Origin of the sequence: Gynuella sp. (assembly GCF_050297175.1) — a bacterium.
GTDB lineage: Bacteria > Pseudomonadota > Gammaproteobacteria > Pseudomonadales > Natronospirillaceae > Gynuella.
In genome coordinates this window covers 20313-42395 of sequence record NZ_JBNKSF010000020.1, presented here as the reverse complement: position 1 = coordinate 42395, position 22083 = coordinate 20313, and the positions used below count along the sequence as shown (strand labels likewise).

Genomic DNA, 22083 nt, shown 5'->3' with positions numbered 1-22083 from the left:
GCTGATTGGCCCGCTCATTCAGGGCCTGATAGCTCAACGACTCACCTTCGCAAACCACAGCAATAGCAGTCGGAGTGCGTTCAACCTGTTGTTCAAACAGACGCTGCAACGGTTGCTCAGCGGCCTGACGGGCCACCTCACCGAGCCGCAGTTCGCTTTCCACAGGCCGATGCGGGGTCGGGCGCAGAGCTGGATCGAGCAGCCAGCGGGTTTCCTCTGGATCAAGCATCGTCAGTTCACTGAGCTTCAGCCGTTGCGGATCCGCCAGACTTTCCAGGATACCGGCAAAATGCCGCAACAAAGTCTGCACCGCTGCGGAATCATGCTGTTGAGGCTGATAACGCAGGTTCAACGCCAGTGTGTCACCGGCATAAATGACCAGGGTGAAATCAAAGTTGGTCTGTTCGTCGGCGCAGACATCACTGATGGTCAGAACGGACTGTTCCTGCAACTGACCGGCCACCGGGAAGTTTTCAAACACCAGCAGGGTTTCAAACAGCGTCACCCCGTTACCGAAGGGACTGAGGTTCTGGATTTCCGGCAATGACAGAAAGCCATGATCACTGCGGCTGGAGCTGTCGTGGTGTAATGTCTGAAGCCAGTCAGCAATGGTCATATCGGCACTGAAATCCACCTTGACGGGCAAGCTGTTGATAAACAGCCCAACGATGTCTTCGACGCCGTTGAGATCCCCCGGCCGACCAGCCACCGTTTCACCAAACAGCACCTGATCTTCACCACTGTAACAATGCAGCAGGTAGGACCAGGCCGCCTGCATGAGGATATTCAGGGTGGTTCTGTGGTGTCGGGCGCGCTGTTGCAGCTGTGCGGTCAATGTCGCCGACAGATCCAATCGGCATTCACCGGAGCTATCGTCCGACGTGGCCGTAGCAGCCGGCAGGCTCAGGTGGGTTGGGGTTTCCAGAGTCGCCAGATAATTGCGCCAGAACGCTTCTGCAGCATTGTGGTCCTGGCGCTGCAACCAGTGGATGTAATCGTCATATTGTGTCTGCGGCACGAGGCTGATAGTTGCCGCTGGATCACTGAGGCCGGCCTGATAGTATTCCATGACCTGAGCAAACACCGTTGGCAACGACCAACCATCCATGAGCACATGATGGTTACTCCACAACAGCCGATATTGATCGTCCTTCAGACGAAACAGTGACATACGCATCAGCGGAATCTGGGTTTCATCAAATCCCCTGGCTTTGTCAGCCTGCTGGTAGTCTGCAAACTGCTGCTCCTGTTGCCCGGTGTTCAATGGTCGCCAGTCCTGCTCGGTCCAGGGCATGTCAGCGTCCTCCACCACCAACTGGTGATGCTCACTGCCGACAAACGCCGTCCGGAAAATATCGTGACGACGGATAACCGTCCGCCAGGCCTGCCGGAAAATTTCGGTTTCAAGAGGTCCGTGCAGTTGCAGATCCAACTGCGAACAATAGGCCGAGGCATCCAGTGCGCTGTGAAACAACATGCCGCGCTGCATTGCCGTGGCCGGATACAGTTTGCACAGCTGCGGATAACTCTGCTGCCATGTCTGTAACTGCCCTTGGGTAACCGGCAATAACGGGAAATCACTGGGGGTAAAACAACGGTTCTGACGACTGCAACAGTGACCGATCAGCCCGGTCAGGGTACGAATGATCTGCGCACCCAGCACATCGATGGTGTCTTGCTGGTATTCGTGACGGTTGTAATGGACGGTCAGAGACAGTATTCCCGCCTCCGTTTTGACGCTGAAGGACAACGGATGTTCTCGCTGACGGCGTGGGCTGACGTCGTTGCCATAAGCTTCGGTGGCGATACTGAACGCTTCACCGGCTGTTTCTGCGTTATCGACTTTACCGAGGTTGTTATAGGAGATCTGCACATCATCAGCGGGCTGACCACCAAACAGCAGGCCATACCCCATACCATCATTCGGCACGGTATTGAGGGTTTCCTTCACCTGGGTAATGAGTTCTGCGATGTTACAGTCGTTATTAACGTTGAATATCAATGGGTACTGGTTGGTAAACCAACCAACGGTCTCACTGACATCCAGTTGATCGAGCTGATCAAAACGCCCGTGTCCTTCAAGTTCGACCTTGATGCTGGATCGCCCGAACCACAGATTCAGGGCCCGCACAATTGCCGCCAGAATCAAATGATCACTGCGGGTGTGGTATGCCTGATGACACCGACCTTCGAGTTCTGCACTGATCTCGCGGTCAAGCTCAAAGCGAAGCTCTGCTGCCGCAGCCATGGTGTGGTCATCAGTCTGCTGATCGACGGGCAATGGCGTCACGACCGTACTGTGCTGTGCGCTCCAGTACTCGCGTTCCGCCTCGCTGATGCCGGTTTCGGCATAACGGTTAAGAGCACCGGCCCATTGCTGGAACGATGACGTTTTAGGTCCAAGATCAATGCCCTGGCCGGCCTGCAGTTGCTGCCAGGCCTGTTCGAAATCAGCCTTGATGATGCGCCAGGAAACGCCATCGACGATCATGTGATGGATGACCAGCAGCAAACGCCGTTCTTCTTCACGGTCGGCATCAATCAAAACAGCCCGTAACAACCGGTTATCCGCCCAGGACAGCGTGGTCTGGACATGCTCGCAGATCTGCCGCAGCCGGTTCGGCTTGTCATTCACAGCCAGCCCGGCAATGGATTCATGGCCCATGGCATCGTGAACCAGCGACGACTGGAACGGGCTATAGACGCCCGCCGCCGGCTGTATGCTCAGTCTCAGAACATCATGTTTTTTGTACAACGCAGAGAGGATCTGTTGCAGCTGCCCCATTTCAAACCCGGCTGGTGGCCGTAGCAGAAACGACTGGTTGTAATGGTGCATGTCGGTCTGATCACCTGCCAGCCAGCGGCTCTGAACCGGTAGCCAGAGCTGTTGTCCGCTAATCGGATACTGCGGTGCATCGATCCGACGCTCATCACTGGCCACTGCGGCCAGGGCCGTCAGACTGGTGCTTTCGAGCACCTGCCGTGGGGTGATGTTCACCCCCACACGTTGCGCCCGTGAGACCAGCTGAATGGTCAGAATGGAATCACCGCCACAGGCAAAAAAGTTGTCGTTGCCACTGACCTGAGCCATGCCCAGCAACTCCTGCCAGATTTTTGCCAGCTTGATTTCCTTCTCACCAGCCGGAGCCACGAAATCTTCGCGTAGCTCCACAGTCGGTTCCGGCAAGGCGGCGCGATCAATCTTATCGGCCGGCGTCAACGGCATCTTGTCCATAAAGGTGAATGTGGCCGGAATCATGTAGTCCGGCAGGCTTTGGCTCAGCTGGTCACGGATGTGCTGCACCGACAACGGCGCCTGCGAGCGGCAGACGATGTATGCCGCCAGGGTGTTGTTGCCCAGACTGTCCTTACGCACCAGCACGGCGACTTCGCCAATACCGGACAGGCGTGCCAGATGGGCCTCCACCTCCCCAAGTTCGATACGGAACCCGCGCACTTTGGTCTGATTATCCAGACGGCCCATAAATTCCAGATTGCCATCCGGCAACCAGCGCGCCAGATCGCCAGTACGGTAAATGCGGTCGCCATGCACCTGATAAGCATTGCCATCGCGGCTGAACGGGTTGCTGACAAAACTGCTGGCCGTCTTATCAGGATTGCGCCAATAACCCGGCCCGACGCCGACTCCGGAAATACACAGCTCTCCCGGTACGCCAAGGGGTTGCAGCTGCAGTTGCGGATCAACGATATAAGCCGTCAGGTTTGGCAATGGTTTACCGATCAGAATATTGCGTTCGGAATCGGGCAACGGTTTATCGACAATGTAGTAAGTGATGTCGTCGGATGCCTCCGACGGACCATAACCATTCATGATGGGAATATCGGGATACAGCGACAGCCAATGGTTCACCAGCTTGACGGGAGCGGCTTCGGCGATGCACATCATCCATTGCAGATCGGGTAACGCCCGCTGCGCCGGTGGCAGTTCGGCAACGTATTCCACCAGCAACTGCAGCAATACCGGAGCACATTGGATCAGATGCACGCGATGCTGTTGCAGCATCTGCATCAGACTGGCGAAATCAGTCATATCATCGAGCACGACGGTGTGCCCGCCACTGATCACCGGTGCCAGGAACTGCCAGACCGACACATCGGAACTGGAAGCCGCACTCTGAAGGAAATTTTTCGGCAGCAGCTGCCGGTCGGCAGACATAAAATTCAGTACATCGAACTCGGCATCGATATGGTTCAAAGCGCCGGCATGATGAACCAACGCACCTTTGGGCCGGCCAGTGGAACCGGAGGTGTAGATCATATAGGCCGGATCATCAGCGCTGACCCCGGTCACTGGCGCATCATCGGCATAGGCCGACAACAGTGACTGGTCACGGTCCAGACAGAAGATATTCACCGCATCGGCGTTATCGATACGGTCCAGCAATGCACTCTGGGTAATCACCACGGCGCTGGCGGAATCCTCCAGCATGTAACGAATACGTTCCGGCGGATTAACCGGATCAAGAGGCACATAAGCACCGCCGGCCTTCATGGTCGCAAGTATGGCAGCCAGAAAATGTACCGAACGATAGGCATAAATGGCGACCAGACTGCCCTTGGCGATACCCTTGGCACGCAGATAACCGGCCAGTCGGTTGGCATACTGGTCCAGTTCGCCATAGCAGATGCTGTCCTCGTTATGCACCGCAGCCACCCGTTGCGGATACTGTGCCGCCAATGCCTGAAAGCGTTCGTGGATGGTAGCCGCGCCGGCATATTGCACCTGTGGGCTGTTCCACTGCTGTAACTGCAAACGCTGTTCGTCGACCGACAGCAATTCGATGTCAGCTATCCGGGCGTCCGGAGCTGCTACCAGCTGTTGCAGGATGCGTTGCAGATGCGTCAGCATCTGATGAATGATCACCGGAGCATAGCGCTGACGCTGATATTCAAGCCGGAATTCCATCGCCGCCCCGGGTTCCACACACAGGGTCAGGTCGTAGTGGGTGTATTCATCGGTATAAAATGATTCCAGCTGTAATCCGGAACCACTATCCACCACACTGTCTGCCCCCTGCTCGCCTGGATAACTCTCGAACACGATCAGCGAACTGAACAGTTCGCTGTGATTGTTCAACGCACTGAGCTGCTGGATGTCCGCCAACGGCACGAATCCGTGCTCACTGCGTTCGATACTGGCCTGATGCAGCGACTGTAACCAATTCAGCACCGTGCTCTGCGGTGCCAGTTCGACCGATACCGGTAAACTGTTGATGAACAGCCCAACCACGGTTTCAACGCCATCGAGGTCCGCCGGACGGCCGGAAACGGTCTCTCCGAACGTCACCCGGTTTTCACCGCTGTAGCGATACAACAGATAAGCCCAGGCGGCCTGCACCACCGTGCTGACTGTCGTACGGGACTGGCGCGCCAGGGTAGCCATGGCCTCAGACAAAACCGGATCGAGCTGCAGGATTTCCCGTCCCAATCCGGTTTCATCACCATTGACTGCTACACCGGCAACGCCGATACGGGTCGGCGCATTGACCGGTTGCAGATAACGACGCCAGAACTCCCGCGCGGCTGTTACGTTCTGGTGTTGCAGCCAGGCAATATAGTTCCGATAAGGCGGTGGTTCGGGCAGTTGCAACGGTTGCTGTTGCAGCAGTGACTGATAGGTCGCGGTCACTTCTTCGAACACCTGTTGTGAACTCCAGCCATCACTCAGAGCATGATGCCGGCTCCACAGCACCTGAAAATGCTGAGTTCCCAGCTTCCAGACGGTCACCCGCATCAACGGCGCCTGCTGGAGATCGAAGCCGTGTTGTTTGTCCTCAGCCACCAGCCGCTCAAGCACCGCCTGCTGTTTATCGGCTGGCAGCTGACTCAGATCCTCCTCCTGAAACGGCAATTGCGCCGCCTGTGTGACCACCTGAAACGCGGCGGCGGCATCCAGACCGATGAAAAAGGTCCGGAAAATTGCATGCCGGCTGACCACTGACTGCCAGGCGCGGCGAAAATATTCGAGGTTAAGTTCACCCTTCAGGGTCATAACCAGCTGGGACACATAGGCCCCGCCCTCTACGGCACTATGAAACAGCAGGCCGCGCTGCATTGCCGTGACCGGATAGATATCCACCACGGTATTGATGCCGGTGCCATTGTCCGATTCACGGGTCAATTCCAACGACTGCGGATGCAGTTGGTATCCGGCCGTCCGCAAGGCGTTCAGCTGAGCCTGCTGTAACCCCGGTTCAGCCTGGTGAGCCAACGGGAAATCCGCTGCCGAACAGGTGCCTTCGGGTATGGTCAGGCAATGATCGATCAACGAATGCAGGGCCGATTCAATGGCACTGTTCAACTGCGCCACCGAAGCATCGGTAAACCGCTGCCGGTCAAACAGAATACTGAACTGCAACGTCTGCTCGACAATAACGGCACTGATGTTCAATTCGTAAGCCAGGGGCCGACGCGGACTGATTTCACAGCCACTGGACTCAGTGGTGAGCGCAAAGTCACTGTCATCGGTCAGACTTTGATCAAACTGGCCGAGATAATTGAAAATGACCGGTGATGCGGGACAGCGGACAAACGCCTCGTCCCGGAGCAGGTATTTGAAAATACCGAACTCTATACCGCCATGTTCGATCCGCCGCAGCTGGTCCTTGATCACAGACAGGGTCGCTGCGAGATCGTAACGGTCTGCACAAAGTAACGCCGGGTACACTGAGGTAAACCAGCCGACGGTCTGACTCAGATCGAGGTCTTCACTCAGATCAGCCAGACCGGTTTCACGGCCATGACCTTCCAGATCGATGCGCAGGGTATCGATATCCGCCCATTGCGACAGCCCCAGATACAGAGCCGTCAGCAGTACTTCATGGACGTTACTGCGATAGCGACGGGGTACTTGTTTCAACAACAGTTCGGTCAGTTCAGCATTGAGGGCGAAATTGTGTTCGCCGGCCTCACCATGATGACCCTGACCGGCATCATCGCGGATTGCCAGAGTTTGTGGCGCCTCTGTCTGTAGAATCTGCAGCCAGCGGGCGCGGCGATCAGCGGCGCGCTGGCTACTGCCGTATCGTTGCAGCTGCTGCGCCCACTGTTGATAGGAAGTGGTTTTCTGAGCCTGCCAGCGTTGCAGCGCGTCATGGTTATCTGCCTGCTGTATCAACAGCTCCATATCCGCCAGCAGAATACGCCAGGACACCCCATCAACGACAAGGTGATGAGCCACGATCAACAACCGCCCGGCAGTGTTATCCGCCGTGGTCAGCCAGACAAACCGGATCAATGGTGCGCTATCGAGCACCAGACCCTGTTGAATGTCGTCAAGGATACTGCTCAGCGCATCCGTCGCCAGGGAGGGTACCCGGATATGACGAATGGCCGATTGCAGCGCCGACTCTTCGACGGCCACATAATGACCGTGCCAGCCCTGCTGACGCTGCTCAAAACTCAACCGCAGGACATCGTGTTTTTTGACCAGCCAGCTGACCACATGGCGCAGTTGTTCAAGACTGAACCCAGCGGGCGTGGTAATCAGTACAGACTGGTTATAGTGATGCGGCTCGACCTCGCATTCAAAGAACCGTTGCTGCACCGGTAACAGCGGCTGCTCGCCCTTGCTGGCGTTGTCGGTCACGGACGGGGCCTGGGGCGCATTTTTCCGTTTTACATGAGGAGCCAGAGTCTGAATGGTCTGGTAGTTGATCAGCAGTTTGGGTGATAACACCAGTCCGGCTTTGACGGCCCGGGAAATCATCAGAATCGACAGAATGGAATCACCACCTGACTCGAAGAAATTGGCCGTGGTACTGAGGGTCGCGGCATCGGTTTTCAGCACTTTGGCCCAGATATCGACAAGCTGTTGTTCAACTTCATTTTGCGCCGCCACGTATTGGTCACGGGTAGCATTTTCGTCCGGGTCCGGCAGCGCCTTGCGATCGACTTTGCCGTTTGAAGTCAGTGGCAGTTGTGGCAGAAAAGTGAACGTGGCCGGAATCATGTAGTCCGGCAGTGCCTGCGCCAGAGTCTGACGCATCACATCGGCATCGCCTGTCAGCGCATCATTCATGACCACATAGGCGGCAATTTTTTTCGCGCCGCTATCGTCCTCAACAATAACGGCCACCGCCGCACGTACGCCATCAATGGCTGCCAGCTGCTGTTCGATTTCGCCGAGTTCGATGCGGTATCCACGGATTTTCACCTGAGCATCGACCCGACCGATAAATTCCAGCTCGCCGGATGCCAGATATCGCACCAGATCCCCTGTACGATAGAGTTTTCCATTACCAAACGGGTTATCGATAAACCGTTGCGCCGTCAGTTCGGGCTGATTCAGATACTCCTGGGCCACGCCATCACCACCGATATACAATTCCCCAATGCCCCCCTGAGGCACTGGCTGACGATGATGATCAAGCACCCAGGTACAGGCATGGGGCAGCGGCCGACCAATGGGCACCACCGCATCCTGATGATCAGCGGTCAGCGCATAGGTCGTCGCACCGACCGTGGTTTCCGAAGGGCCATAGTGGTTGATGACCTGACACCCATTGTCGGCCAGGCGCCGCAACTTACTGATGGTTTCACCATGACTGGCCTCTCCGCCTACAAACAGCCACTGCAGCGGCAGCGTCGAGTCAATCTCTTCGGTCGCAAACAGAGCATTGAAATGGTTTGGAGTGAGTTTCAGAAAAGCCAGCTGTTGCTGACGCAGATAGGCCATGAAGGCCTGGGCATCAGTAGCCGTATCATCATCGATCAGATGCAGCTCACCGCCGCGCACCAGACAGGTGTACAGTGCGGTATTCCCCAGGTCGGTCGCTACGGTGGACAACAGTCCGTAACGTAACCCATGGGCAATTGGGTATGCAGTCAACAGACCGGACACATAGGCGGCCAGATTATCCTGACTGACAGCCACCCCCTTGGGCTGACCGGTGGTCCCAGAGGTGTACACCACGTAGGCCAGCGCCCCGGGTGCCACTGCCGACAGATTATCGCCACTCAGCGTCGCATCTGCATCATGCTCATCCACCACCAGTACCGGCATCTGTTGTGGCAGTTCGTCGGTATAGGGCAGCGAGCTCTGGCTCAGTACCAGCGTCGCGCCACTGTCGGCCAGCATGTACTGAAGCCGCGCGCGTGGATAGGATGGCTCCAGTGCCACATAGGCGGCCCCTACTTTGAACACCGCCAGTATCGCGACCGGCAGGTGGATACTGCGGAGCAGATAAAGACCAACACGGTCGCCACGACTAACGCCCTGTTGCTGCATCCGTCTGGCCAGCTGGTTGGCTCGTTCGTTCAGCTCGCGATAACTCAACCGCGCCTCGCCACAAACGGCGGCACAGGCATCAGGCGTCGTCGCAGCATGTTGCTCGAATTGTGCGAGTATTGATACGGGCTCGGCTTCATGAGTCCGGTGCTCGGCAGCCGAACCCTCGCTGAAACCCTGCAACTGTTGTTGTTCAGCATCGCTGAGCAGTGCCAGCTGGTATATCGGGGTTTCAGGGTGACGACCGATATCCGCCAGTAATCGATTCAGATGTGCGGCAAGACGGTGGATAGTCTCGGCCTTGAATAAGGCCTTGTTGTATACCCAGTTAAAGGACAGATGATTGTGTTCTTCAACGGCATACAAGATCAGCTCATAGCGGGTTTCGATCTCGTCCGGATGCACAGCCGCCAGCCGGCAGTCGGGTAGTGTCAGCTCAAAGGCATCGTTGTTATTCATGCTCAGCATGATCTGAAACAGAGGCGTGTACTGATTGCTGCGCTCCGGTTTCTGTTGCTCTACCACCTGGTCAAACTGCACATCCTGATGGCTCTGAGCCTTGAGGTTGATATCTTTGACCCGTGCCAATAGCTCCATAAACGTACAGTTGTCTGTACAGTCCACCCGCAACACCAGATTGTTAACAAAGAAACCAATAAGATGTTCCAGGGATTTTTGCAGCCGGTTGGCCACCGGTGTGCCAATCACTACATCGGAGCTGTGACCATGGCGCGCCAGCAGGACACTGAACGCCGCGTGCAATACCATGAACAACGTGGATTTCTGGTTTCTGGCCAGGCGGGTCAGCTGCTGATACACCTCATCGGCCACCGGCTCGATATGACTGACGCCACGATAGGTCTGTTGCACCGGGCGAGGATAATCCAGGGGCAGACTGTGTACCTGAGGCAGATCCGCAAGCTGTGTTTTCCAGTAATCCAGCTGTTGCTGCAGGCGCTCACCCGATAACCATTGGCGCTGCCAAACGGCATAGTCGGCGTATTGAATCGCCAACGCCGGCAATTGCGGTGCAGTACTGTTGGCCAGTGCCCGATAGCATTCGGCAAATTCATTCACCAAGATCCCGAGGGACCAGGCATCAGAGGCAATGTGGTGAATATTAAACAGCAGGATACCTTGCTGGCCGGCAAACTGGAGATAACTGATACGCAGCATCAGGTCATGCTGTAAATCAAACTGATAAGCGGCCTCGGCGAGGACTTTTTCGGTAATCAGATCATGGCTGTCACTGCGCGTGCTGCCGCTGAAGTCCTGTGTCAGCAGTTCAAATTCGCAGTCTTCACGAATGACCTGTAAAGCCCCGTGCTGCTCATCGGCAATGAACACGGTGCGCAGGGTTTCATGACGATCAATGATGCACTGAAATGCCAGACGCGCCAGTACCACATCGAACCCACCATCCACTTCAAACGCACTACAGACGTTGTAATGGGAGCTGCCGCCCTCCATCTGATCCACCAGCCACAGACGTTGTTGGGCAAAGGACAGTGGTAACGGTCTGCCGCGCTCAACAACCTCGATACGGTTGTCCTGCTGGGCAGAGGATTGCAGATAGGCCAGAATATCTTCCTTGTGGTCTTTGATCTGCTGTAACCATTCCGCGGTCATGGCGCCTTTCGGGGCATCCAGTTTCAACTGACCATTTTCGGCTGTGACCTTGATGTGTTGCTGGTGAAGCTTTGCCAGTAAGTCAAACATGTTCATAGTTCAAATATTTCCCTGTCGGTGTATTCGTCTGTGGCGGTTTCGTCGGCCATACCGTGTTGAATCCGTAGAATGTCGACATTCGCGGCCATGGTGTTTAGGGTGCTGGCTTCAAATAGCGTCACTACGGGTATTTCGATGTCGAAGTGTTCTTTGATTTCGGTTTGCAGTTTGATGGACAGCAGCGAGTGGCCGCCCAAATCGAAAAAATCATCCGTGGCGCTGATGTGTCCGGTTTCAACTTTCAGCAGCCGGCTCCAGATGGCACACAATTGCTGTTCTGTTGCGGTAACCGGTTCGACATAAGTCGATTCGGTAGCACTAACGACCGGGCGGGGTAAAGCGCCCCGGTCTACCTTGCCGTTGCGAGTGACCGGTATCTCCGCTAATGCCATGAAAAACGCCGGCACCATGTACGCCGGTAATTGCTCACGCAGGTAAGTTCTGGCGGCATGGATGGCACTCTCGGTCTGCTCTGGATCCGTCGCAACGAGATAGGCCACCAGATCTTTTTGCTGTGCATCATCGGTCCACACCACCACCACAGCGGTCTGCACCGCCGGATGGCTTTGCAAGCGGCGCTCGATTTCCCCAGGTTCGATGCGATACCCACGTATTTTCACCTGATTATCGGCACGACCGACAAACTCAACCTGACCGTCATAATTGATACGTGCCAGGTCGCCACTGCGATAAATACGACCGAGTTGCGGATGATCGATAAAGCGTTCACGGGTCAGCTCCGGCTGATGCAGATAACCCAGCGCCAAACCTTCCCCCCCGGCATACAGTTCGCCAATGGCCCCTCGGGGTAAGGGCTGTTGATGGCGGTCCAGAATATAAACACGAGTGCCGTTGACCGGCGTTCCCAGAGGCAGCGCCTGATCGACCGGATGCGCCGACGGAATCGTATAACAACAGGTAAATGTGGTGTTTTCAGTCGGTCCATAACCGTTGATCAGCGTGGTCTCTGGCAGCCGCTCATAAACCCGGCGCACGGCCTGCGGGTTAACAACATCACCGCCGGCGGCAATCCAGCGCAGGCTATGGCAGTGTTCCAAACCATCGGCATGACTCCAGAGGTCAAACAGAGCCGATGTCAGCCAGAGACTGTTAATGTCATGCTGCCGGATCAGCTGAGTCAGGATCTGAATATCAAATGCCTGAGCCGGATACAGCACAAGACTGCCGCCGTTCAGTAATGGCCCCCAGATTTCCAGCGTCGCAGCATCGAAGGAAACCGACGATAACTGCAGGAAACGGGTCTGTTCATTCAGTGTCATGAAGCGGCATTGGCGGACCAGTCGCAGTACGCCGCGATGCGGTGTGATCACGCCTTTGGGTTGTCCGGTAGAGCCGGAGGTATAGTTGATATAGGCCGCATCTTCTGCCTGCAAAGGACAGTCAGGATTATCCTCCTGCAGCTGATCCAAAGCCTGTTGCAGCGTGGCGTCCAGAGTACAAACCGTCACATCAGAGGCAGACCATGATGTCGCCGGTGCAGCGGACTGAATCAGAATGCTCAGCTGGCTGTCGGCCAGCATGTAGTCGAGTCGCGACGGTGGATAATCGGGGTCCAGCGGCACGTATGCGGCACCGGTCTTGAGAATCGCCAGCAGCGCTACGATCAGATCCGGCGAACGCGGCAGGCAGGTGCCGATCAGGGCTCCGGGAACCGCACCCAGAGTTTGCAGATGTCGCGCCAGCTGATTGGCACGCCGGTTGAGTTCGCCATAACTCAAGGATTGATCAGCGGTGATCAGTGCAACCTGCTCCGGCATCCGGGCAGCATATTGTTCAAATAGCCGGGGAATGGAATCCGCCGGGCCATAGCCGCGTTCAGGTTCGGCCATCGATACGGGTAATCCGTCGGCTGAAGCACATAGTGGTAACTCGTCGAGACGGCGATCACTGTTATCAACAATGGCCCGTAGCAGGGTCCCAAAACTTTCTGCCAACCGCGCCATGGTCTGCGGCTGCCAGAGCGCACGGCTGTATTCAAACGCCAGCAGCAGACCGTCAGCCTGTTCCTCCACATTCAGCAACAGCTCGAATTTGCCGGGAAATTCCAGTGCCGCTTCCTGTGCCTGGCTTTGCAAATATTGCTGCCCATCGTGCAGAGTCAGTTGTAGATCCGGCAGCTGCATCTCTATCGGCTGGTTGTTGTTCATGCTCAACATGATCTGGATGATCGGACTGTAATGGGCGCTACGACCCGGATTGAGCTGTTCCACCAGCCATTCGAATGGAATGTCCTGATGTTGCTGCGCCGACAGGTGAGTGTCGCGGATATGATGCAGCAATTGCCGGAATGTCTGTTCAGGCCGGCAATCCGCCCGCAAAACCAGGGTGTTGACGAACATGCCGATGACGTTTTCCAGTTCCTGCTGCAATCGTCCGGCCACTGGCGTACCCATGACGATATCGGTGTCATTAGCATAACGGGACAGCAACACCGAAAAACCGGCATGCAGGAGCATGAACAGGGAAACTTTTTCACGGCCGGCCAGAGTTTTGAGCGCCTGCAGCAGGCTCTGTTCCAGATGGATGTCACAACGGCCGGCAATATGCTGTTGATTCGCTTGACGGGGAACATCGGTCGCCAGGCTGTGTACTTCAGGAATCCCCTGGAGATGGGTCTGCCAGTATTCCAACTGTGCCTGGAGTGCCGGCTGGTCGGCGTTGAGGAAATCCCGCTGCCAGACAGCGTAATCAAAATAACTGAGCTCAACGGTGGGCAGTCGCGCCGGCCGCTGTTCCAACCCGGCGGCGTACAGCTCCGAAAATTCCCGCGCCAGTAAGGTCATCGACCAGCCATCAAAGGCAATGTGATGCATGGCCAGCAGCAGTACGCCGGAATCGTCAGCGGTTTGCAGCCAACCGGCGCGGATCGGCAAATCCTGCTCCAGGGCAAATGGCTGACAAACGAAGCCAACCATCTCCTGATAACGCTTATCGGCACTATCACCGCTCTGTCCCAGATGCTTAAGACACAGCCGCTGATCGTGGCTGAGACGTTGAAAAACCTGCTCACCCTCACTGAGATAGTGACAGCGCAGTACCGGGTGACGGTCCAGAATTGTGTTCAGCGCCTGTTCGGCGACCGTGACATTGAAATTCCCCTTCACCTCGATAGCGCCCAGTAAATGGTATTGACCACTGTCTTGCGTAATCCGATCCAGAAACCACAGCCGTTGCTGGGCGAAAGAGGCAGGGATCTGGTCATGCTGAAGCCAGTCTTCCGCGGCCGTAATCTCTGGTGTTGCGGACACCCTAGCGACGTTATTGGGATCTCGCCGCACCAGCCACTCAGCCTGTTGCTGTAAACGGCTGTGTTCGAACACACTGCGAATATCGATACCCTGATCAAATTCAGCCCGCAAAGTGGTCATTAATCGGATGGCGAGCAAAGAATGACCGCCCAGTTCGAAGAAATCAGCATCGGCGCTGATCTGCTCCGCAGGCAATGACAACAGATCTGCCCAGATCTGTGTCAATCGTTGAGCCAGTGGTCCGCTCGGGGCGACATATTCGGTATCGGAGGCACTGAAATCGGGCTCCGGCAGGGCTTTACGGTCAAGTTTGCCATTGCTGGTGACGGGTAATTCATCCAACACCCATACCACCGCCGGCACCATGTAGTCTGGCAACCGTGATTGCAGCGCAACCTGGATCTGTTGTGCCTGCAATGGCTGATCATCCTCACAGACCACATAGGCGACAATGCGCGGCTGCTGCGAGCGGTCAGGCCGGGTAATGACCGCCGCCGAACGCACACCGGCCAGCGCCAGAATGTGCTGCTGCACTTCGGTCAGTTCGATACGCAGGCCACGAATCTTCACCTGATCGTCCATGCGACCGAGATAATCGATACTGCCATCAGCCTGCCAACGCGCCAGATCCCCGGTGCGATAGAGACGCACCGGTACGCCATCTGTCAGCGTTACCTGTACAAAACGTTCATCCGTCAGATCGTCGCGGTTGGCGTAACCGCGGGCCAGACCAACACCACCGATATACAGCTCTCCGACGGCTCCCACCGGCAACAGCTGTTGCTGCTGCCCAAGTATGTATAACTGGATATTCTGGATCGGCCGGCCAATGGAGATATTGCTGACCATGGATGCGCCGGCCGAGGGTGCCTGACACGCAAAATAACTGACATCGATGGCCGCCTCGGTCGGCCCGTACAAATTGTGCAACGCGGCGTTATGCTGCTGATAGTGACGTTCCACCAGATCAGTAGTCAGTGCTTCGCCGCTACAAAACACCTGCCGAACATTGCTAAACCCACTCCACTGGCCGCTTTCAAGCATGACCCGCAGCATGGATGGCACAAAGTGCAGAGTTGTAACCCGGTGCTCGACACTGACGGCCTGAAGGTAGTGAGGATCTTTATGTCCTTCCGGTCTGGCCACCACCAGAGTGGCACCACAAACCAGCGGCCAAGTGAATTCCCATACCGAAACATCAAAACTGAAAGGCGTTTTTTGCAGCACCACGTCGGTGTGATCCAGACAATATTCACGCTGCATCCAGTCGACACGATTGACCAGCGCCCGGTGTTCTATCATCACTCCCTTGGGTTTGCCGGTCGATCCAGAGGTGAAAATAATGTAGGCCAGATCGGTGGCACAGGCAGGTTCATCGATCAGTGCGGCCGTCGATTGGGCATTCAGTTGATGAACAACCAGACCGTCATCCAGGACGATCTGTGTAACTGAGTGCACTTGAATATCCGCCGCCTGATGAGTCACAACCAGCTGCAACCCACTGGTATCGATAATGTCCTGCAGCCGTTCAACGGGATAATCCGGTTCCAACGGCACATACGCGCCACCGGCTTTGAGTATGCCCCAGAGACCGATGATCATTTCGATACTGCGATAACAGGCCAACCCAACCGGGGTATTGGCACCGATCTGTCGGGCCCGCAGCAGATGGGCCAGCTGATTGGCACGCTCATCCAGCTGCCGGTAGCTTAGACGTTCTTCACCACAGACCACTGCACAATGGTCCGGAGTGGCCTGGACCTGTTGTTCAAACCAGCGATGCATGGTCAGCTGATCGGCAAATGGTCGCGCGGTCTGATTAAACGCATGCAGCTGCTGTTGTTCAATAGCATCGACGGGCGTAACAGCTGCGAGCGGCTGCCGGGCATCGTCTGTCAGCTGCAGAATCATCTGTTTGAGCCGTTGCGGCAGAGTGGCCATGATGGCTGCATCGAAATCTGCGGCCGGAAACCCGAGGTCCAGGGCCAGGGTTTCACCCAGCGTGGCGACCAGGGTCAGCGGGAAATTGGTTTCTTCGTAATTGTGGAGATCAGTGAGCTGTAAAGACGCAGCTTTCAGGCTGTGATCGAGAGACTCAGCTGAGGGGTAGTTTTCGAACACCAGCAGACTGTCGAACAGCGGAGTATGGGGGTCTTTGTCCACCAGCCGGTTGATATCCGCGAACGGCAGATAGCTGAATTCTTCACTACCAACCTGGGCCTGATGCAGTTGCTGCAACCAGTCGGCAATGGTGACACCTGAGTCCACATCGACGGTGACCGGCAGAGTATTGATGAACAATCCCACCATGGTTTCCACCCCCGGCAATTCTGCCGGGCGACCAGAAGTCGTAACCCCGAACGTCACTGTGGTTTCATGACTGTAGCTGGACAATAGACAAGCCCAGGCAGCCTGCAGAATGATGTTTACGGTTGTCTGGGTCTGCCGGGCAAAGGCATTCAGACGAGCGGTTTCAGCAGCACTGAACACCGCATGCAGATGACTGTATTCAGCGCTGTCCGGATGCCGCTCTTCACTACGGGTGACCTGCCCGGGTAGAGGTGTCGGCGTCTGAAAATCTGCCAATCGCTGCCGCCAGTAGTTGCGGGCCCGGGTGCTGTCCTGTTGCTGCTGCCAGCGAATGAAATGATGGTAGGGCACCGGACTGGCCAGCTGACATGGCTGCTGGCTAAGACGGGCACTATAGAGCGCCAGCAGTTCAGAGAGTATCAACGGCATACTCCAGCCATCGGTAAGAATATGATGTTGCGACAGCAGCACCTGATGACTGCGGGGGGCTGTTTTCCACACTGCTACGCGCATCAGCGGTGCATCACTGAGATCAAAGCCCTGACGTTTGTCTTCCAACCGGTATTGTTCGATGTCCTGATGCTGATCCACTTCAGATCGACCACTGATATCAGCGTATCGCCATGGCAGTTCCAAGCCCTGGAATACCAGCTGTTGCCACTGGCCATCCTGTTGAGCCACCAGACAACTGCGCAGGATGTCATGGCGATCCAGCACCTGCTGCCATGCCCAATGAAACGCATCGGTATCGAATTCGCCGCTCAGTTCAAACAACAATTGGGTGTGATAACTGCTTTTATCAAACAGGCTGTGAAACAGCATGCCCTGTTGCATCATGGAGGCCGGATAGACGTTCACCAGAGTGCGTTTCTGCTGCTCATACTGCTGTTGCCAGAGTTGCAGCTGGGTCCGGTCGACGGTCGTCAGGTCGATATCTGACGGTGTTAACCGGCCATGATCAGCAACCAGACAATGTTCGGTCAGCTCTCTGACCGCTACTGAAAACTGATCAGCCAGAGACTGCACAAACACTTCGGTGTAAAGACCGGTGTCATAACTCAAGGTAAATTGCAATGTCTCACTTTTGACCCAGCCATCGAACGTCAGACCATGTTCCGGCTGCCGCAGTTCACTGATCACCTGCCCGTAGTTTTCAACGATGTCAGAGAAAAAGCGACCATCGGCAAGGGCTTCAAAGCGACCGAGGTAGTTAAAGGCAATATCCGCCTGTTGCGGCAGGGTTTTGTCCTGCAACAGATAGCGACACAGGCCATAACCGATACCATTTGCCGGAATCCTGCGTACACTTTCTTTTAGGTCACAGATCAATGTTTCCGGATTGTGCCAGCCGGGTGAGGTTGATACATCCGGTACATGGGGGTACAGGCTGGTAAACCAGCCGACGGTTTCGCTGAGATCAATATCCTGGCTGAAAGTTTCGCGACCATGGTGCTCCAGATCGACGGCCACTCGGGCGCATCCGGTTAACCGGTATATTGCCAGATAGAGGGCACTGAGCAGCAGTTCGGTGGTATTGGTGCGGTAACACCGACCAGCGTGATTGAGCAGCTGACCTGTGAGTTCGGCATCAAAGCCAATATTTATGCTGTTGGAGGATTTCGATGGCGTTTCAGTAATGGCCGGAACAGTGGCACGAACGCTGTCGGTGTCCATACGACTGACTGCTTGCCAGTACTGAAGATGCTCCGTGAATGCTTCCGACCGGGCATACTCGTGAAGAAATCTGCCCCAAGCCTGATAGGAAGTGGTTTTCGCTGCCAGACCGAATGTTTTGCCTGCCTGATGCTGATCCAGCAGAGTATGAATATCTTCCAGCAGTATCCGCCAAGACACACCATCAACCACCAGATGATGAACCGTTATAAACAGATAACCTGGAGTTGCTGTATCCGCTTGACCAATGTAGACCAGCTTCAGCAGCGGGCCATCATCAAGAGACAGACTTTGATGAGCCTGATCACAAACCGTTTGCAGCTGCGCCTGCTCAATCGTCGCCAGAGTAACGATATCCAGACTGTCGCGCAGCCGTTGATCTGTCAGCGGTGTGTGTTCCGCCTGCCAGCCATCGGCAGAGCTATGGAACCGCAACCGAAACACATCGTGACGCTGATACAAGGCCTTTACCAGTGCCGGCAGAGACTGCGGATCAAACGCCGCGGTGGTACTTAACAGGACAGACTGGTTGTAGTGGTCAAGATCGGTTTGATCCTCGAAAAACCGCATTTGAATCGGCAACAACGGTGCGGTTCCGGTGACCGGAGACTGATCGACGGCGGTTGTCGCACGCAGTTCTGTGCAGGCCGCCAGCTCAGCAATGGTCTGGTGTTCAAATACGTGTTTGATGGTCAATTTCAAACCGGCAGCGGACGCACGCGATACCACCTGAATGGACAGAATGGAATCGCCGCCAAGTTCAAAAAAATTGCTATTAATACTGAGCTGCTGAGGATCGATGCGAAACAACTTCGCCCAGATATCGGTGAGAATTTTTTCTGCGTTCGATACTGGAGGCAAATAATCTTCACTAAAAATATCGGCATCCATGGCCGACAACGCTTTTTTATCCACTTTGCCATTGGCGGATAATGGCCACTGATCTATCAGTTTGAACGCAGCTGGCACCATATATTTCGGCAGACTACGGTTGAGAGCATCCTTAATGAATGGGATCGGTTGCTGCCCGATACTGATATCATCGTGCAACTCAATGTACGCAACCAGCCTCGGAGTTCCAAGGTGGTTTTTTTGTCCGGTGACAACAGCATGTTTGATAAATTCGATGGCCGCCAGCTGATCTTCGATTTCGGCAAGTTCGATCCGGTAGCCATTGATTTTGATTTGGTTATCGGTACGACCAATGTACTCGATATTGCCATCGGCGAGATAACGCACCATATCACCGGTGCGATAACAACGGCTGCCGTCCTGCAGAAATGCATTCTGCACGAATTTTTCTGCCGTCAGTTCTGGCTGGTTCAAATACCCGAGGCTCACACCAGGACCGCCAATATAGAGTTCACCGACACTACCGAAGGGCAGGCACTGACCATTGTCATCCAGTACATAGGTACAGGTATTGGCAAACGGCTTTCCAATAGGCGCCATATTGCCGACAAACGCCTGCTCCGGATGGATTTCGTACCAGGTACTGTCCACCGCGGCTTCGGTGGCACCGTAAGAATTGATAAACCGGGTCTGTTCTCCAAGCACACCCAACAGCTGTTGGGTGTCGTGGTGGTACCAGCTGTCAGAGCCAACAACAAGCATGTCCAGCGGCGGAAATCGCAACCCTTCCATGACCATGTATTCCACCAACGAACGCAATACTGCAGGTACGAATTCAGCGAAGGTAATACGGCTATCCAGTAACTCGTGATAAAGCTGGACCGGTGACAGCAGTTTCTCCCGGTCACACAACACCAGGGTATTACCCGAACACAGGGCCCGCACCCAATCACCGCTGAAAACATCAAAATTCACATTGGCCATTTGCAGAATACGACAATGGCCAGGATTCAGGGGATAGCTCCCGCGCCAGGCCTGAAAAATACTCTGTATGGCATCGTGCTGTACCATGACGCCTTTCGGTTCGCCGGTAGATCCGGACGTAAACGTGACATACGCAAGATCATGCGGATGCACTTGCGGAAATGTCACAACTGCTGAGCTTTCATAAACCAAGGCTCTGTCGGCAGTAACCACAGCTATGGCAGAGTCATTGGCAAATTGTTCTGCGGTGCTCTGATCATTTACAAACAACAACGGGCTACGGGCCAATCCTGTCAGTTTGATGACGCGATCGACGGGCGTCTCCACCGACAACGGCAGGTAAGCACATCCGGCTTTGAGAATGCCAAGAATGATGGCCAGCAGGTCAGTCTGTCTTGGTAGATAAACACCAACGATACTGCCCGGTGATATTCCTTTTTCACTCAGGTAACGGGCAACCCGATCAACCCGGATATGTAACTGCTGATAGCTGAGCTGTTGCTCTTCGCCCCTGCAGGATCGATACAGTACCGCCGGATGATCACCAAAGCTTAATGCACATTCATCAAACAATTCATGTATCAGTTTTGGCCTGCCAGACTGACATTCACGCCAGGCAAAAAAAGATTGATTCAGAGTATGTACTTGATAATGCTGTTCATCGGGTGTGACGATGGGTAATTCGGCGACCGGTTTTTCCAGCGCCTCTGACAGCACCTCCGCCATGTATTTTAAGCGCTGGCAAACTTTAATTACTTCATCGGCCTCGACATACAGGGAGTTGCAGTTCAGCTCCAGACAGATATCGCCCTGTTCGTAGTGATCCTTCAGCGCCAGTGCAGCCGGAGTGTTTTCGTATCCCAGAGGCATGGTTATGCCCTTGAATGTGCCACCGGCATAATCGCTTTCAACATATTTGCTTTCATAAGACACGCTGATATCAAACAACTGTCGCCGACCGATCTGGGACAACTGACACAGACGGTTAATTTCGGCTACCGGAAAGCGCTGAGCCCGAAAACCACTGCGTACTTCTCTGGAGACCTCTTCGAGCAGAGCCAAAAATGACTGCTGTTTATCAATGCGGAGCCTGACCGGCATCATCGATGCAAACATGCCGATGGTGTGGCGGTATCGGGCTTTGGTTCGGTTGTGAACGGGCACCCCGATGACCAGTTCATCAAGATTTTTAAGGCGTGCGTAATAGCCAGCAATCAGGGCAATGGCAAAATGAGCCATCGATAATCCGTGGTCGGTGATCGCTTTTTCCAGCCGGTTATATACGGCCCGGGGAATATAGACCCGTTCGAATGTACTTTTGTCGGTGGCTTTCGAAGGCACACCGGTGGGTGGCAATACACAGTCGGGAATGGTCTGGTATTTTTGTTGCCAGAAGTGCTTGTCTTTCTGATATCGGGCAGAGGCGCGATAGGCCTGATCTTCCTGGATGTAATCCCGGTAACTCCAGTCACTTTCCTGAGTCAGTTGCGCAAAGGTTGTACCCAGATAAAGTTGTTCGAGGTTGCGTAGAAAGCCTTCAAACAGATTCACCACTGACACGCCATCGAGAAACAGGTGATGGCCACACAACAGTATTTTCCAGCTGTGTTCGCTGATTTTTACGACCACCGCCCGCCAGCCGGCACGGAACAGATCATAGGTATCATGAAGACGTTTTATGAGATACTCATCGGCCTGGTGAGAGGCATTTTCGATCCCGGAATAATCAACAAGCTCGATATCCGGTTTAAAATCCTCGCTTGTCTGTTGCAGCACTTCACCATTAATTTCAACCAGCACTGCCGTCAAAAATGGATGTTGAACACACAGTGCTTCGACAGCGGTTCTGATGGCATCCGCTTCAAAGCTGCTATCACAATTTATCTTGATCCCTATATTGTAGGCCGGTACTTCCGGATTGATTAGCTGATCCAGGTAAACTGCTTGTTGTGAAGAAGTCAGCTTTTCGTAACCTGAAGGCAGGTCCTGCGTTTGCGTCAGTATGTCCGAAGCCAT

The 22083-nt window shown here is 54.9% G+C and carries 2 protein-coding genes (1 of these 2 cut by a window edge); both read right to left on the bottom strand.

The features are described 5' to 3' along the window. A protein-coding gene (locus tag ACQY6I_RS08425) for an amino acid adenylation domain-containing protein (protein WP_428241032.1) crosses the window boundary here: on the bottom strand, positions 1–10975 show its 5' portion. The gene continues 1748 nt to the left of window position 1, outside the view; only the first 10975 of its 12723 coding nucleotides appear in the window; the start codon lies at positions 10973–10975; its stop codon lies beyond the left edge, outside the window. Continuing rightward, on the bottom strand, positions 10972–22083 hold the full coding sequence (locus tag ACQY6I_RS08420) for an amino acid adenylation domain-containing protein (RefSeq protein WP_428241031.1): 11112 nt from the start codon (positions 22081–22083) through the stop codon (positions 10972–10974). Before ACQY6I_RS08420 ends, ACQY6I_RS08425 begins: the two co-directional genes overlap by 4 nt.